Here is a 17,055-nt window from a genome sequence, read left to right as displayed (position 1 = left end):
CTTACTTTCCTTCCTTCGCGGGCTTGAAGTCGTAGGTGGGCTTCAACTTGCACTTTTTAACATCAGAGAAATCGAGGGTAACGGACTCGCCGTCCTCGAGCTCGAGGGTCACGTTCGTCTCGGTGGCGGCGGCAATCTTGCCGGCGTACTTGCGACGGCCCTCGGTGGCGGTGGAGGTGAGTTCACAGTTCTCGCCCACAAAGCGGGCAAAGTCGCACGGGCGGCGCAGCGGGCGCGCCATACCCGGGCTCGACACCTCGAGCGTATAGCTCGAAGAGATGGGGTCGAGCTCCTCAATCACATCGCCGACCCACTTGGTGTTGGCCGTGACGTCGTTGAGCGACAGGCTCTGACCCTCGGCACCCTCGATACGCACGCGCACGCAGGGGGCCTTGGTGGCACCCACGAGCTCGACGTCGACGATATCGACATCGTGCTGGGGAGCGACGGCCTCGAGCGCGTCGATGATCGCCTGCTCGGTCTTGGTCTTGACCATTGCGGCACCTCCATCCATACAAAAAAGAAGCGGGGCCGAAACCCCACTTCTTTCAATTACAACTTCATTTGCAAGCAAACTATACCAATAGCTGCGGAAACGTGCAAGCACAGTACGAACCTGCAGGTCAGCGTGCGCACAGCTTCTCCATAAGAATAGGACAATTGACCGAGGAGCCCCATGCGGCACGCCCTCAACAGCCCCAAAACGGGCCATGCGTCCCAATCCACAGGCCCGTTCGGACCCCAAGGGCATTCCTCCCCGAGCCCCTATCGAACAGACTTACGCTAAGGGACATTCTGCAACAAGCCAGCCAGCAAGTCGCGCAACGACGAACATTTCCAAATCCTCTACGGCAAGGAGACACCCATGAAACGTCTAGGCACCCCCTGCATGACTGCACTCGCCATCGCAACGTGCTCGTTGGCCCTCTTGGGCTGCGGCAACGCGAATGGCAAAACCGAAAAATGCGAACCGAACCCTGGCAGCACAAAAGCCATCGAGAAAACGACGCCATCGGGGAGCTTCGACAAAATAGACGAGGACATCGTCGATCCCCAGGGCCTGGGTCCCGAGCCCCAAGAACAGTTCCCCATCGACCTTGAGGTAGACGAGAACGTCCATGTTACCTGCGTGGGCAAGGACACCGACGGCTACGGGGACGCCGCGCTCGTCTTTACGGTGTCCAACAACACCGGTGTCGACATGATGTTTGGGGATGTGGACTCATTTGCCTACGTCAACGGCGCAGTCCGCGATGTGCGCATGCGCCAGCCAGTCGCCGCTGGAGAGGAAACGCGCGCCATGCTCACCTTTGTGGGCACCTTCGACGATCCGGACTTTGATGTGAACAACGACCTCAACGACATCTATCTCAACATTTGGATGTTCGAAGAGGCAACGGGCAACGTTTACTTTAGGGACCTGGTACACATCCCATAGAAGACGGTGCGACGCACTGGCTAAGCAGGGCATACAACACAAAACGAGGGACGACCCAACCGAATCGCCCCTCGTCTTTTATGCGTCAGCTTTGCGCGCAGCGCTTACTTGACCACCAAGTTGACCAGCTTGCCGGGCACGCAGATGGCCTTGACGACCGTCTTGCCCTCGAGCCACTTGGCGACGGCGGCCTCGGCGGCAGCCTGCATCTCCTCGTTGGAGGCATCGCGGGCAACGTCAACGCGGCCGCGGACCTTGCCGAGCACCTGGACCACGATCTGCACCGTGTCCTCAACGGACTCGGCCAGGTCGAACTCGGGCCAGGCGGCGGTGTAGGCGTTGCCCTCGCAGCCGAGTGCCTCGTGCCACAGCTCGTCGGCCCAGAACGGGCAGATGGGCGCCAGGACGCTCACGATGTCCTTGGCCACGCCGTAGCACAGGGCCTTGTCGCGGTCAGCACCCTCGGTGGCGTTGAGGTAGGCGCTCGCCGCGTTGACGAGCTCCATGACGGCCGAGATGGCGGTGTTGAACTGGCCGCGGTCGAAGTCCTCGGTGCACTTGGCGATGGTGCGGTGACGCTCGCGATAGAGCTTCATAGCAACCTCATCGAGCGCAGACTTGTCGAAGGCCACGTTGGCGTCGCCGGACTGGACGAGCTGCCAAACGATACGCCAGGCGCGCTTGATGAAGCGGTTGGCGCCCTCAACGGCCTTGGGATCCCAGTCGAAGTCCTTCTCGGGCGGGGCGATAAACAGGATCGCCAAACGCATGGTGTCGGCACCGTAGGGCTCGATAACCGAGCTCGGGGGCACGACATTGCCCTTGGACTTGGACATGGTGTCGCCGTTCTCGTCCTTGACCATGCCCTGACACAGCAGGTTGGTGAAGGGCTCGTCCACACTCAGCAGGCCCAGGTCGCGCAGTGCCTTGGTAAAGAAGCGGCTGTAGAGCAGGTGCAGAATTGCGTGCTCGATGCCGCCGATATAGTTATCGACGGGCATCCAACGATCGGCGGCTTCCTTGGAGAAGGGCAGCTCGGTGTTGTGCGGGTCGGTATAGCGCAGGTAGTACCAGCTGGAGCAGGTGAAGGTGTCCATGGTATCGGTCTCGCGCTTGGCCGGGCGGCCGCAGACCGGGCAGGTGGTCTCGTAGAACTCCTTGCACTCGGCGAGGGTTTCGCCGGCGCCCAGGTCCAGGTTCTCGGGCAGCGTCACCGGCAGCTGATCCTCAGGCACGGGCACGATGCCGCAATGTTCGCAGTGGATGGCCGGGATGGGGTTGCCCCAATAACGCTGACGGGAAATAAGCCAGTCGCGCAGACGGAACTCGACCTTGCGACGGCCGCAACCCATGGCCTCGAGGTCGGCCACGATCGCAGCCTCGCCCTCGGAGTGCTTGCCGCCACGCATGCCGGTGTATTTGCCGGACTGGACGAGCGTGCCCTCGGCAGCGTGGGCACAATCCCAGTCGACGGTCTCGGCATGGAAGGTATCGATGGTCTCGCCGCTGGCCTCGACGGCGGCGCGATCGTCATCGTCCAGGATGATCGGCACGATCGGCAGGTCGTACTTGCGGGCAAACTCAAAGTCGCGCTGGTCACCACAGGGAACGGCCATGACGGCGCCGGTGCCGTAGTCTGCAACGACATAATCGGCAACCCACACGGGGACCTTCTCGCCGTTGACGGGGTTTACCACATAGCGGCCCGTGAAGGCACCGTGCTTCTCGAGGGTGCCCTGGGCACGCTCGACGGCAGAGATGTGTTTGGAGTCCTCGACGATCTTGGTGACAGCCTCCTCGTACTCCGTGCCCTCGACGAGCTCGTGCAGGCCGGCGTACTCGGGAGCCAGGACAAAGAAGGAGACGCCAAAAAGGGTATCGGCACGCGTGGTGAAGACGGTGATCTTGCCCTCATCGCCCTCGATGGGCTCGCCATCCTGGTCGCACAGGGTAAAGTCGACCTCGGCGCCCTCGGAGCGACCGATCCAGTTGGCCTGCATCTGCTTGACGCGCTCGGGCCAGCCGGGGAGCTTCTCCAGGTCGTCGAGCAGCTCCTGGGAGTACTCGGTGATCTTGAAGTACCATTGCTCAAGGTCGCGCTTCTCAGGCTCGGTGCCGCAGCGCCAGCACTTGCCCTCGGTGACCTGCTCGTTGGCCAGAACGGTCTTGCAGGTGGGGCACCAGTTGACCGGGTTCTTCTTACGGTAGACCAGGCCCTTTTCCCACATCTTCTCAAAGATCCACTGGCCCCAGCGGTAGTAGTCGGGGCTGCAGGTCTTGACCATGCGATCCAGATCGTAGGAGAAGCCCATGCGCTTCATCGTGGCGAGCGCCTGGTCCATGTTCTTATACGTCCAGGCGGCAGCCTGCGTATTGTGCTTGATGGCGGCGTTCTCGGCAGGCAGGCCAAAGGCGTCAAAGCCGATGGGATGCAGCACGTCATAGCCGCGCATGCGGGCCTGACGGGCCATGGCATCGCCGATAGTGTAGTTGCGCGCGTGGCCCATGTGCAGGTCGCCCGACGGATACGGGAACATCTCGAGCACGTACTTTTTGGGCTTGCTGTCGTCGGTGTCGACGGCAAAGAGGTTGGAGTCCTCCCAGGCCTTCATCCACCTGGACTCAATGGCCTGCGCATCGTAGGCAGGGACCTCGTCCTTATGATCTGTGCAATCGCACATATCAGCTCCTTTAATCTTAGCTGGGGTCGGTCGGCTTGGCTTTGTTCGCTACTGCGGACAGTCCTGCGCAAGACGAAGAGCACATTAAGTGCTCTTCTTTGCGTGCGGAACTTGTAGCGAACAAAGCCAAGCCGACCGACCCTAAGGTTAACTTGACTGATGATAGCAAATACGACAAGCGAGATGCCTGCGACTTGCATGCATCTCGCTTTATCTAAATAACGTGGTTGTGAATCAACCGCTAATTGTTACCCGCCCAAGCATGGTCGGGTTTTCCAAGTGCCGCAGATTGCCGTGAAAGAGGAGCGACGCGTACTTTGGTACGCGAGCGACGGTTTGAACGGCAAGGTGCGGTGCTTGGGAAAGCCGCTTAGCGGTAGCTGACGCTCTGCTGGGAATCCTTGACGACTACGTCGTGGGCGCCGCCTTCGACGATGGAGGTGGAGCTCACCAGGGTCAGGCGTGCCTTTTCCTGGAGCTCGGGGATCGAGAGGGCACCGCAGTTGCACATCGTGGACTTGACCTTATAGAGCGTGCCGCCCACGCCGTCCTTGAGGGAACCGGCGTAGGGAACGTAGGAGTCGACGCCCTCGACGAAGCTAAGCTTCGCGGCGCCGCCCAGGTCGTAGCGCTGCCAGTTGCGAGCACGCGCAGAACCCTCGCCCCAGTACTCCTTCATGTACTGACCGTTCACGTTGACGCGCTCGGTCGGGCTCTCGTCAAAGCGGGCGAAGTAACGACCCAGCATCATAAAGTCTGCACCCATGGCAAGGGCGAGCGTCATGTGGTAATCGTAGACGATGCCGCCATCGGAGCACACGGGCACGTAGACGCCGGTCTCCTCGTAGTACTCGTCGCGAGCGCGGCAGACGTCGATCAGCGCGGTGGCCTGACCACGGCCGATGCCCTTGGTCTCACGGGTGATGCAGATGGAGCCGCCGCCGATACCAACCTTGATGAAGTCGGCACCGCAGTCGGCCAGGAAGCGGAAGCCCTCGGCGTCGACGACGTTGCCGGCACCGACCTTGACGTCCTCGCCGTAGTTGGCGCGGATCCACTCGATGGTGCGCTTCTGCCACTCGCTGAAGCCCTCGGAAGAGTCGATGCACAGGACATCGGCACCGGCCTCGATGAGCAGCGGCACGCGCTCGGCATAGTCGCGGGTGTTGATACCGGCACCGACCATGTAGCGCTTGTCGCCGTCGAGCAGCTCGTTGGGGTTGGTCTTGTGGCTGTCGTAGTCCTTGCGGAAGACGATGCCCATGAGGTGATCGTAGTCGTCGACGATGGGCAGGGCGTTGAGCTTATTGTCCCAGATGACGTCGTTGGCAACCTTAAGGCTGATGTTCTTGTCGCCCACGATGAGCTGCTCACGCGGGGTCATGAACTCGGAGACCTTCGTCTGGTGGTCATCGCGGCTGGGGCGATAGTCACGGCTGGTGACGATGCCCAGGAGCTTACCCTTGGGAGTGCCGTCGTCGGTGACCGGCATGGTGGAGTGGCCGGTCTTCTCCTTGAGCTCGATGACCTGCTCCATGGTCATGTCAGGGGTCAGCGTGGAATCGGACTGAACGAAACCAGCCTTGTGATCCTTGACGGCCTTGACCATGGCGGCCTCGGACTCGGCGCTCTGGGAACCGTAAATGAAGGACAGGCCGCCCTCGGTAGCGAGCGCGACACCCATGTCGACGCCCGAGACGGACTGCATGATGGCGGAAACCATGGGGATGTTCAAGGTGATTGCCGGCTTCTCACCGCGCTTAAAGCGGGTTAGCGGCGTCTTAAGAGAGACGTTGTTGGGGATGCACTGCGAGGACGAGTAACCAGGGACCAGCAGATACTCCGAAAACGTGTGGGACTCACCGGGAAAGAACGTAGCCATGTTTCTCCTTTTTCCATGCGACCGGTCGGCTGCAGGCCTCGTAGGACCCAGCCCAACCTTGGGCGCCCAATACTGGGGAAGTATCTTAACGCACTTTGACTGCTACAATGCATGATTTAAGAAGAGCACACGAGGGTTTGACGCAGGCTTTGCGTTTGCCCAGCAAACACTTTAGCGGGGAGACGTGGAGCACATGGAGTACAAGACGACGGCAAAGTTGGTCATTCAAGCGTGCGACAAAGATCTGCCGGGCGTGTTCGGCCACGGCTGCGTCTTACTGCTGCAGGGCATCGCCCGCGAGCACTCGCTCAACCGCGCCGCCAAGAGCATGGGCATGGCATACTCCAAAGCCTGGCGCATTGTGAACGAGGCCGAAGGACAGCTGGGCTGCAAGCTCATCGAGCGCGACGGAGCCCGCGGATCCACCCTCACCCCCGCCGGCGAGCGAGCCATAGCGGCCTACGAGGAGCTGCAGACCGACATCAACAACGTCATCGCCACCAAAGCCAACGCCCTCATCGCCAGCATCAAAAAGTAGCTCATTTGGGACGGGGCCTTATAGCCACACAACCCATTCTCATAAGTTGCGGTGAAATAGGGACTGTTTATGCGGTTAAAGCCGTAAATCAATCCCTATTTCACCGCAACTTATGGAGTCGAGGATGATTTAGCTAGTTGCGGAGGGCATTATCTAGGGCGGACGCTACGACCAGGGGGTTGTCGGTGCCGGCGAAGAGGCGGATGGTGCTCCCCTGCTTGCCGCGCGTGGCCGAAAGGCGCGTCGTTGCGCCGCCGGCGGGCGATGTACGAAACTCCCCCGGCAAAGCATCGAAGAAATCACCCGCACTGCGCTCGATAAGATCAAATTCAACTGCCGGGCCAAAGCCGTGCTCGAGGATTCCCGTTGCAACCGCATGATCAGGATGCGAGCTCAGTCCGGGATAGCGCACGCTGCGCACCATCTCGTTGGCGGCCAGATACTCGGCTAGCGCACGGGCGCGATCGAAATGCGCCTGCATGCGGACATCGAGCGAGTCCAGCCCGCGCTCCAGTACACCGGCCTCGTCAGCAGGCATATCAAGCTTGGCCAAGCCACAGCCCTCAAGCAGGGCATGCGCGCACTCAGCCGCGGCATCCACGCGATGGCGCTTGAGCTGCGAGCGCGCGACCGATACGGCAACCAACTTGCGCGGAGCCTTGCCGGCGCACACGCGGTCGAGCGCCTCGAGCGACAGCACGGCACCCAAACGCAGCGGATCGCAGCCAAAAGCCGACGCCACGGTGTTGTCCACAACCAGCAGCGCATGGGCCTCGCGAGCCGCACGACCCAGCGCACGCAGATCGGGCACGCACAAACCAAACCCGCCGATGGAGTTGACAAACCACCACAGGTGCGGACCCTCGACATCAAACGAAGCATCAAAGCCCTCGGACGCAGCGGCAAACGCCGCAACCGACGGCGTGTCCACGAGCACAACGTCGCAGCCATCAAAGCCGCGCGCAAACGCATCGGCAAAGTCATCCGCAAAGGCCACCAAGCGGTCACCGGGACGCACAATCCCCAGCTGCGACAGCGCTGCTGGCACATGCGAGGCCGCAAGCAACCGCGCCTCACGCGCGCCGGCTCTCAAAGCCCAAGCCTCTTCTAGCTGTTGCACGTCCACGCGGCACCGTCCCTTCATAAGCAAAAATCCACGATGCGGGTGTTCCCCGCATCGTGGGTAACGGCTGCAGTATAGCGCCGATATGCGATGAATCGCCTAGATGATGAGCGTATGATAGGTCACGCTCGCACCCGGGGCGTCAACGGTCAAGCCATAGGCCTCGGGATAGATGCGCGTCGAGAACACGAGTGCGCCATCGTTCACAAACACCTCGACCGACGAGACATCGCCGACAATGCGCACGTTACGAACCTCGTCGACGGGCTCCCAACGCACGGTGCGACCGCAGCCGGCAGAAGCGCGACCCTCATCGGTAAATCGCATCTCAAAGCGCGCGGGCAGCTCGCCATTGGCGGGCACAAACGCCAGCTTCAGCTCGCCATCAACGGTCGCGGCAAACTCGCCGTCGACACCGTCGACAACAACGTCAAAACAGGTATCGCCAGAAACCTCCAACGAGCCCGCCCCCACACGCACCGAGGCATAATGGAGCTCGATCTCGCGCGCCGGCTGCTGCAGCACCACGCCGCCATCACCGGCCGTAAGCTCGCGCGGCACCGTCATGCAGTGCTGCCAGCCGCACGCCACGGTAGGCGCGTTGCCATAGGTCGGCTCATCGGGCATGCCCATCCAGCCGATCAGAATGTGGCGACCATCCTCGGACATGAACTCCTGCGGAGCATAGAAGTCAAAACCGGCGTCCCACAGGCGGAACTCGCCCAGCTCATAGGCACCGTCACCACCGGCAATGTCACCCGTTACAGGCATGTAGCCAGCAGCGTATACGTTGCCGCGGTCCCAACGGCCGCCCTCGAGCCCCTGGGGAGAGAAAGACAGAAACCTTGCCGGTACACCGCCATCCGCCTCAAGCTCAAGGTATCCCGGGCACTCCCACATAAAGCCAAAGCGCTCGGGCGTAGACACACGGCTCTCGAGCTCCCAACTCAGCATATCGGCCGAGCCATACACCAAGATCTCGCCAACATCGCGACCGGCGCCCTCGCCATGCATGGCGCAAAAACGGCTCTCGACGTGCGGCCCGTCAACTCGACGACGCGCACCCAGCACCATGTGATAACGCCCGTCCGCGTCACGCCACACCTTGGGATCGCGCACGTGGCACGTCAGATCCTCGGGATAGTCCTCCGACGCCAGCACCACGCGCTTTTGGCTGAACTCCCGACCGGCAAGGCCATCAACGCTCTCGACATAAACAGTATCGGCGCGGCGGCCGGTATTGACGTAGTCGTACGTGCCGTCCGCATCGGAAAGCTTAACGTTGCCCGTATAGAGCACGCGAATGTGACCGTCCTCGGCAAGCGCGGAGCCCGAATACACACCGTGGCAATCGAACGGCTCGTCGGGCAGCAGCGGAGCGCCAACATAGTCCCACGTCATAAGATCGCGGCTCGTCGCATGACCCCAGGCCTTAACGCCGCCCTCGACATCAAACGGCGCATATTGAAAATAAACGTGGAACACGCCGCCCGCTTGGCAAAGACCGTTGGGGTCGTTGAGCCAACCCGCCGGCGGCATAATATGGAAGCGCTGGCCATACGCGCCATGACCGCACTCAGTGGCGGCGGCGTCAACAGCGGCAACCAGCTTTGCAAGATCGCGACCAAGTGCATTAGACATATCAAAGTCCTAACGGATCGAAAGTTACAAGGCACCAGAGAACGGCACCAGATACGGGAAACACCCGCGAGCATACAGCCCGCGGGCATTCCCTTAATCAAATGCTCTTAGGCCTGCTCGGAAGCCTTGGTCTCGTCCTTGTACAGGACAAACGAGACGGCAAAGGAAACCAGCGCGGCGACCGCAAACATGATCGCGTACTGCACGGGCTGGGCCAGGCACAGCAGGATACCGAAGATACCGGTAACGCCCGTGCCGGAGGCAGCCAGCGAAGTGAGCGCGCAGACCAGGGCACCGCAACCGCCGCCGATGCAGCCGGCGATGAAGGGCTTAAAGAAGCGCAGGTTCACACCAAAGATGGCAGGCTCGGTAATGCCCATGAAGGCGGACAGGGCCGAAGGAAGCGCCAGGCCCTTGATCTTGGCATCGCGGGTCTTAAAGGCAACGGCGAGCGCGGCACCACCCTGAGCGATGTTGGCGGCACTGGCGATGGGTAGCCAATAGGTCACGCCATACTGAGCGAGCTGGCCCAGATCGATGGCGGTGTACATCTGATGGATACCGGTAACGACCGTGGGGGCATAGAACAGGCCGACGATAAAGGAACCGATGCCGAAGGGCAGGGTCAGCAGGGTCTGGATCAGGCCGAGGATGGCGTTCTCGGCCCAGACAAAGATGGGGCCGACGGCAACGAGCGTCACGAGCACGGTCACGAACACGGAGACGAGCGGGGTCACAAAGAGGTCGAACATCTCGGGAACGATCTTGTGCAGGCGCTTCTCGAGAAAGGCCAGAATGGCGCAGGCGATGACGATCGGAATCACATGGCCCTGATAGCCGACCCACTCAAAGCTGTACACGCCGGGAATGACGGTGACCATGGTCTGCACGCCCTCGGAGGCAACCGTATAGGCGCTCTGCAGCGAGGAGTTGATGAACGCACCGCCGACAACGGCACCCAGATACGGGTTGGCGCCAAAGGCCTTAGCGGCGGAGTAACCGATCAGGATCTGCAGAATGCCAAAGGACGTGCCCGAGACCAGGTCGGCAATCTTATAAATAAAGTTATTGGTGTCGAGCGCGATAAAGCCGTTGGAGGCCATAAAGTTGAGGGCGCTCATAATGCCCAGCAGCAGGCCCGAGGCCACGATGGCGGGGATGATGGGGACAAAGACGTCGCCGAGCACCTTAATGGCACGCATAAAGATGTTCTGCTGCTGCGCCGCTGCCTCCTTGACCTCGGCCTTGGTGGCAGCCTCGACGCCGCTGAGCGCAATGAACTCGTCGTAGACCTTGTTGACGGTGCCAGTGCCAAAAATAATCTGGAGCTGGCCCTGGGCCTCAAAGACGCCCTTGGCGCCGTCGACGTTCTCGAGGGCCTCCTTGTTAACCTTAGTGTTATCGGCAATCACCAGGCGCAGGCGAGTGGCGCAGTGCGCGGCCGAAACAACGTTGTCGGCGCCACCGATGTTGTCGAGCACCTCTTGGGCTGATTTGCGGTAGTCCATGACTTCCCTTTCCTCCAACGGGCGCATTTACACCCGGCCATCTTTGACACTTACACTGTAATCGATTTCAGTTTCATATGTCTGCAATCGTTTTCATAGTAGGGTGAATGGTAGGAAAAAGCCGGTGAATGGTAGTTTTGAGACAAACATAAGGGCTCAGAGGCAGACAGACATGCCCAAGACCTAGACATTCATAAGCTGATGACCGAGCTTGAGTGTCTTGAGACCGCTCTCCCCCTCCACGCCATCGAGCGTGTTGAGCAACATATTGGTCGCCTCGACGCCACTGGTCAGGTAGCCATAATGCACGGTGGGAATGCCGCCCGTCAGCGCGCGCAAAAACGCATTGTCGCCAAAACCACTCACGCGGTGTATGCCCTCGCCCATGCCGCGAACCTCATCGATGGCACGCAGCGCGCCCGCCGCCATGGTGTCGGTCGCGCAGGCGATAAATGAAACATCGGGAGCGACGGAAAGCAGCTCACGCGCCGCACCATAGCCCGAATCGAGCGTAAACGAGCCCAGGCGAATCAAGGCGGCATCGAGCGGGTTGCCCGCGGCGCGCAAGCCGGCCTCAAAACCGCGACGGCGGTCATAACCGGCCGCGCGATCCTCCTCGGTAACTCCAATATAGGCAATCTTGCCGTCCACGCGACCCCCAAGCGCATGGCCCAGCTCAAAGGCGGCCTCGTAATCGTCGTGATAGACGCACGCCGCGCCCTCAACATTCTGGCCGATCAGCACGATGGGCACGCGGCACGACTCAATCGCCCGACGGTGCTCGTCGGTAATCATAGTTGCCACCAGCACAATGCCATCGACTGGGTGGTTTTGGAATAAATCGAGGTATTCGAGCTCGCGATCGGGGGCATTGTCAGTATTGGCAAGCAGCATCTGGTAGCCACGACGACCGAGCACCTGGCCGATGCCGGCGGTAATGCGGCTCACGGATTCCGAGTTGATCTTGGGCACGATGACGCCGATGAGCTTGGTGGAGCCGGTGCGCAGCGCGCGAGCCTGGCTGGACCGCACGTATCCGGTCAGCTCAATCGTCTGCTTAATGCGCTCGGCCTTGTCCGCCGAGATATATCCACCGTTGAGGTAGCGCGAGACGGCGGCGCTCGAAACGCCCGCCAGCTCGGCCACATCTTTCATCTTTACCACGAGCACCCCTGTCGTTGAAATCGCTTTCACCATGATACCCAACCCTCGCCCGAAAAATATTCGACTGGAAAGGTCTCAGCGGATCATTTCAACCGCCCAGGTCGAGCAAACGCCAGCGATCCACCGCCGCGTGCATGTTTATGTCAAACGTAATGCGCAATGTACCTTCGTCCATCACCCACGGCTCACGCTCATAGTTCACGATGGTCCACGGGCGCATCATGTTGCAGATGCACTCGATGTAGAACTCGCGACGGAGCGGATAGGGAAAAGCCCAATTCCGGCCAATCCCTTACCGGCAACCACAGCGAATTAAGACTGAGCAACAACACGTCAGTAAAGTTACATACGAGCAGAAAATCGCACGCAATTTCGCCTTTTCTTTATTGAGATGTAAATTTTGACAGGCCGAATCTTACATCCATACAAATGATGAAAAGGGGCGGCAATTCAAAAGAAAAGCCGCCCCCGCAGGACGCAGGCCCGTAGGTTGACTGCGTCAATACCGCTAGATTCGGCCTAGTATCCTATCGGGTCCCAAAAGGTCAATCCAGTTAAAGACGGCAGGCAGCCCGAAACAACATCTTTCATGAATCTCCAGTCCCATCAAGCCCGATCGAACTTGACCGTCAAACCAGATACGGCCCAATCACATCAAATATCTCGCCAACCTTAGTTGCAGGGTTTTGCGCAGATGGCTTAATGTTACCCAGTTCCCTATGGTACGCGACGAGGCGCCCAGCACGCTGCAATGCTTCGCCTCGCCTATCATCCACTGCCCCAAACATCCCGTCCAGGTTCTTGCGGTACTCGATGCCCAAGTTCTTCGACATCTCCTGCGCGAGGGCATGCTGGCAGTCGGACGCGGACATATGCGCGGTCGTGTAGCGAAAGTGCAAAAGCGGCCACAGCTCGAAGCAGGGGTTCGACCACAACGCATGGAAGGTCCTCGAACCATCGGAGAGCTCGTTGCACTTACGTTCCATCGCGTCGAAGTCGGGCGCAGGGAAGTCATCCTTGTCATACACGAGCCACACGTGGTCGAACGTCTCGGGCGCATAGAGGCAGTGTTCGACGGCGAAGTCGAGCAGGTCGAGAGTATGTTTGCCAGTCCCCTTAACGACTACGGCAACCTTCCGCTCGTTTGCTGCGCCCAACGCGGCGCGCACGCCCTCGAAGTAGCGAGGCTCAGTCTCCTTGCCCTCGGTCACCACGAGATGGCGCGTCATCTGTACCATGCGAGAGCGTCCCTCGCGCTTGCCGCTGCGCCAGTCCCTCGACTTTTTCGCGGCCATACTAATCCCACTCCTCAATGCGCGTGAGATACGGGTCGGCACCATAGCGGCCAGACAGGTACTGCTTGTCGAATGCCGCGTTCTTGCTGACCAGGTTGCCATTTGCCTCGTGGATGTCGGCGAGCGACCATAGCTGGCTCGCCTCCCCCTCGCCGCGTGCGGCAAACCATATCTCGTCGCGGCGAAAAACATCGTTTCGCATAGTGGACACGTCCTGAGACGAGAAGATGAGCTGCGCGCCGCTCTTGTTGACTTCGGGATCTTTGAACAGCAGGATCACGTAGCGCAGGAGCTTCGGATGCAACTTGGCGTCGAGTTCATCGACAACGACGGTACCGCCGCGTTCGAGCGCCGCCAGCAGAAACGCCGCCAGCCCCATGAGCTTCTGAGTACCGGCCGACTCCTCGGACAGGCGCAGCTCATAGCCCTTACCGTCCACCTCATGCTTTACGAAGACGCGCTGGCCCCGCCATTCCGGAGCTATCTCAACCCTAAAGCCATCGATACGCACGTCAACGGCACGCAGAAAACGCGTGATCTCGGGTGAGTCATCCTCATCGAGCAACTGTTCGAGCATCTGCTCCAAATAGGAGCTGTTGTAGTTCAGGAACACCCCATCAAGAAACCAACTGGCAGCCTCCTTGATCACCGGCGCGTCAAAGTTGATGCAGAGAAACGACAGGTATGGCAGGCTCGGGTTGAATCTCGCGGCCGTCACGAGCTTACGCAGCGTGGGACCAAGCTCAACCCCCGTGCCCTCGCGCTCGAAAAGCATCGCCGTGCGTGACGCCCCCAATTTGCGCCGCCACAGTCCTTCGGACACGATCTCGTCCGCATGCACGGACAGGGCATAGCGGTACTCATGCTCACCCGCGCGATAGTAGAGCTCGAACTCGGTGGGCTTAGCAGCCGACACGTCATCGAACTCGAACGCAGAGCAACGAGGTATCGAAGATCGGTTACCTTCTGGCGCATCAGTGCTGGCAGACAACAACCTGATCGGCCTTGCTACCGCCGAACGAATATAGTCAAGAGCCTCGAGCAGGTTAGACTTGCCGCCAGCGTTAGGCCCGTAAACCGCAGCCACCGGAAGGAAACTCTGCCCGTCAGGACACTCTATGAGGGAGCGCTCGAACTCCCTCATCGATGTTGCCTGCATGGAAAGCACAGTTTCGGCGCGATAGGATCTATAGTTCCTGAAGTTAAACTGGCAAAGCATCGTCCTCAAAATTCCTTTCATTGTTTTGAAAAGATATTTCAGAGTTTTTATTTGATTATAGACCTTAAATAGCATCAATCAAGTGTTTGCAGCATCTAGAACAAAGGGCACAAGGCCAAAAACTCGGAAGTATGCAGCAAATCCCTGGCGTGCCGAGCGCTCCGGAATACCGCAATGCTTCTACCTGCGGATCCTATATGTGGAAAAGCCGTTGTGCTCGGGGATTCCAGAATTTGCCACATACTTCCGGAAGGCGCTTGCGGCTGCGGACACGCTAATCCATGCCCGCAGCCACAATGGCGTCAAGCCCCTATCCTCTCGGCGGGAAGGGATCGTGCCCATGGGAATCCTTTGCGCGGATTCTGCCATCGGGACGATGGGTGATTAGCTCAGAGTGCTGATTAGAACTAATTTGACGACCGCGCTTTATAGCTTCGCCCTGGGTCGTCGTAACAAAGGAAGCGCGACGCGCCCCCTCACCCTTAACCTGCCATTTGCCATCCGCCCGCTTCGTAACGTGCTGGTTTCTACCTTTCATACTCACCTCGCCTTCACGACCGATTGGTTAACGTGCTCACAGCATGAGGCTTGTAGCAAGTTCACTCGTGCCGCTTTGCTTAAAGCATAAATACCGGCGCGGACATAAATCGGACTTGGAAGGTGTCAGTGTGGGATCCCGAAGAAGCGCAAGCCGGCCTCATACTGAAGCCGCCGTATCGCTCATAGCCATTCCTATAAACGAAGCTAGTGCTACATAAACTCAGAAAACAAGGGGGATACACATTGAAAGTTAATTGGACCTGCCTCTATCTATAGGAAATCGGAAGGTCTTGATACAAGAATATCTAAATCCGCCAACTGCAACAGCCTTGTTTCCCCAGCGCATGACAGCCCATCACCCTGCAACTATTCTTTCCGATCGTCGGCAGGTTTTAAAGCCTCAGTCAACTCGTTCAGCATGGTCGTAAGTCGAGCAATGAGTCTTTTCGCATCTTCTCTATGGTCTTCGGTGACCACATCGCCGTAAAGCCTATCGTATTTTGAGCCCTTGCCGTGCGCCGCCCCCGCCGACCGAAGGTTCTGAAGGTCACGGAGAGGCTTTAGGTCCGTCACGATGTCATACCCGCTAAGAAAGGCCTCCAGCTTGTTAATACTACCCTTCGCATCAGCGCCCTTTAGAGAACTTTCATCGATGTAGTCGACAAGAGCTCTCGTGAGGGCCATAATCACGGCCTCAAATTCAGGCTCGCCATTACCAGATGGAATGTGGATTTGTTCAAGAATGCCTTCGTCAGCACGGTGGAAAGGCCTGAACAGCGCCAGGCCAAACCGCTTTTCCCACGCTTTATCAAGCTCCATGCGCGCCCTCATAAGCATGGAAACGGGGCCTGTCGGATCCTTAACCCACATGTTGAACAAATCCGTCTTGAACACCTCATCAGAAATGCGCTGGTCAACGGGTGACATCTCGAAGGAGAGGAAGTGGGTGCGCTCGCTCTCGGGAAGATCGCGTCCCAAATCGCCGAGATACACCATGACTCTGTCCGGGTTGACATTGTCAATCTCGCACCTCCACTGGCTCCCACATGAAATGTGGTGCTCGCTAACATCGAAGAGAGGGTTGCTCCTGTACTTATCGAGTACAGCGGGCTTAAAGAAAACGGGGGTTAAGTAATGTGGAGCGCAAGGCTCCTTTTCAAAGTGGGTGCCAAGCTTATTCGGGTCGCATGTGTATCGAACGAGCGAACCGTCAGGTCGTTCATCGATGATGAACTCAGGGTACCGTTCTTTCTTCTCATCGTACGGCCATACGCCGCAAGTCTCGACGTCGCCGGGCTCGATAAAGCTTCGAGCGTAAAGCATCGATAGCAGGTAGCTTTCATCAGCATCGCTCGTGTACCATTGCCCGATATGGTAATTCCCCCCGACCTCATCACTCTCTGAAATGCACTTAGTGCTCCCCAAAGGAAAGCTGGGCGCAGATGCGAATCTCGCGTCCACAAAGTGGACGAAGAGACATTGCTTAGCCGCAATAAAGCGCAGCATATATTTGGTCCTGACGCGCACCTCGTCTTCAGCAAAGTCGACGACTTTTTCTCTCTCGCCACACCTGTCGACGCTATAGTAGCAACCGTCTTCGCCGCGGTAGAGTTCAAACAGCATGATAAATACCTGGTTGACCAGAATCTGCGCTTGGTCGAGCGGATAGAAATACTGCTCGGCAACAATAAAGTCATAGCCTTCGTCACGCCCGTTATGATAAGTGACGTCGTCTCTATACATGCAGAAGCCTGGTGAGAAGCTTAAGGCGTTCTTTAGCCAATCATCACCTGCAAGAATCTCCTCTTTTTTTGTAAGATCGGCAAAACAGGCGAAAACAGAAGGCCTTCCATCAGCAGCATCATGGTGCGAATAGACAGTAACCCATGCTCCGGAAAGAGGATTCTTAACCAGTTCGATTACCTTCTCCTGCTTAAACGGATCGGCGTCGAGACCCAAGTTGGCTAAAACCTTTGAAACCGCTTCGTTCATATGCACTCCTTATCATTTGGAACCATCATCGAAG

The 17,055-nt window shown here is 58.8% G+C and carries 13 protein-coding genes; 2 read left to right on the top strand and 11 right to left on the bottom strand.

All coding sequences use genetic code 11. From position 1 onward, the window contains the following. Position 1 precedes the first annotated feature (1 nt). The gene (gene rimP, locus ACKUUJ_RS00910; protein WP_128620602.1) at positions 2-496 is read right to left on the bottom strand and encodes a ribosome maturation factor RimP; all 495 of its coding nucleotides are present in this window, start codon (positions 494-496) and stop codon (positions 2-4) included. Positions 497-865: 369 nt separating this feature from the next. On the opposite strand from rimP, the gene ACKUUJ_RS00905 reads away from it, so the two are divergent. Beyond that, positions 866-1,438, top strand: a complete 573-nt coding sequence (locus ACKUUJ_RS00905) for a hypothetical protein (RefSeq protein WP_409064348.1) — start codon at positions 866-868, stop codon at positions 1,436-1,438. Between the two features lie 104 nt (positions 1,439-1,542). On the opposite strand, the gene leuS is transcribed toward ACKUUJ_RS00905, so the two are convergent. Both leuS and ACKUUJ_RS00895 read right to left on the bottom strand, forming a co-directional pair. Continuing rightward, complete coding sequence (gene leuS / locus ACKUUJ_RS00900) at positions 1,543-4,119, bottom strand: leucine--tRNA ligase (protein WP_409064347.1); 2,577 nt, start codon at positions 4,117-4,119, stop codon at positions 1,543-1,545. Between the two features lie 370 nt (positions 4,120-4,489). Beyond that, positions 4,490-6,001 (bottom strand): IMP dehydrogenase, encoded by a 1,512-nt coding sequence (locus ACKUUJ_RS00895; protein WP_035138103.1) that lies wholly within the window; start codon positions 5,999-6,001, stop codon positions 4,490-4,492. A gap of 193 nt (positions 6,002-6,194) precedes the next feature. On the opposite strand from ACKUUJ_RS00895, the gene ACKUUJ_RS00890 reads away from it, so the two are divergent. Continuing rightward, entirely contained in the window at positions 6,195-6,539 is a 345-nt protein-coding gene (locus ACKUUJ_RS00890) for a winged helix-turn-helix domain-containing protein (protein ID WP_409064346.1), read from the top strand. Positions 6,540-6,672: 133 nt separating this feature from the next. On the opposite strand, the gene ACKUUJ_RS00885 is transcribed toward ACKUUJ_RS00890, so the two are convergent. The 8 genes from ACKUUJ_RS00885 to ACKUUJ_RS00850 form a co-directional block, all read right to left on the bottom strand. Next, positions 6,673-7,665: a PLP-dependent transferase gene (locus ACKUUJ_RS00885; protein WP_409064345.1), complete on the bottom strand. Its 993-nt coding sequence runs from the start codon at positions 7,663-7,665 to the stop codon at positions 6,673-6,675. A gap of 96 nt (positions 7,666-7,761) precedes the next feature. Beyond that, positions 7,762-9,303, bottom strand: a complete 1,542-nt coding sequence (locus ACKUUJ_RS00880) for a glycoside hydrolase family 32 protein (protein ID WP_409064344.1) — start codon at positions 9,301-9,303, stop codon at positions 7,762-7,764. A gap of 107 nt (positions 9,304-9,410) precedes the next feature. Continuing rightward, positions 9,411-10,811, bottom strand: a complete 1,401-nt coding sequence (locus ACKUUJ_RS00875) for a PTS transporter subunit EIIC (protein ID WP_409064343.1) — start codon at positions 10,809-10,811, stop codon at positions 9,411-9,413. A gap of 183 nt (positions 10,812-10,994) precedes the next feature. Then, a complete protein-coding gene (locus tag ACKUUJ_RS00870; RefSeq protein WP_409064457.1) occupies positions 10,995-11,966 on the bottom strand; it encodes a LacI family DNA-binding transcriptional regulator in 972 nt (323 codons plus the stop codon). Positions 11,967-12,604: 638 nt separating this feature from the next. Next, the gene (locus ACKUUJ_RS00865) at positions 12,605-13,270 is read right to left on the bottom strand and encodes an RloB family protein (protein WP_409064342.1); all 666 of its coding nucleotides are present in this window, start codon (positions 13,268-13,270) and stop codon (positions 12,605-12,607) included. Position 13,271: 1 nt separating this feature from the next. Next, positions 13,272-14,414 (bottom strand): AAA family ATPase, encoded by a 1,143-nt coding sequence (locus ACKUUJ_RS00860; protein WP_409064341.1) that lies wholly within the window; start codon positions 14,412-14,414, stop codon positions 13,272-13,274. Positions 14,415-14,799: 385 nt separating this feature from the next. Continuing rightward, positions 14,800-15,027 carry a DUF2188 domain-containing protein gene (locus ACKUUJ_RS00855; protein ID WP_195534616.1) on the bottom strand — a complete coding sequence of 76 codons (228 nt, stop codon included), beginning with the start codon at positions 15,025-15,027 and terminating at the stop codon, positions 14,800-14,802. A gap of 368 nt (positions 15,028-15,395) precedes the next feature. Continuing rightward, entirely contained in the window at positions 15,396-17,021 is a 1,626-nt protein-coding gene (locus ACKUUJ_RS00850) for a hypothetical protein (protein ID WP_409064340.1), read from the bottom strand. Positions 17,022-17,055 lie beyond the last annotated feature (34 nt).

It is taken from the genome of Collinsella sp. wc0583 (assembly GCF_046116915.1).
In the GTDB taxonomy this organism is placed as follows: domain Bacteria; phylum Actinomycetota; class Coriobacteriia; order Coriobacteriales; family Coriobacteriaceae; genus Collinsella.
The sequence above is the reverse complement of the archived record's forward strand: the minus strand, read 5'-3'. Positions and strand labels throughout refer to the sequence as shown.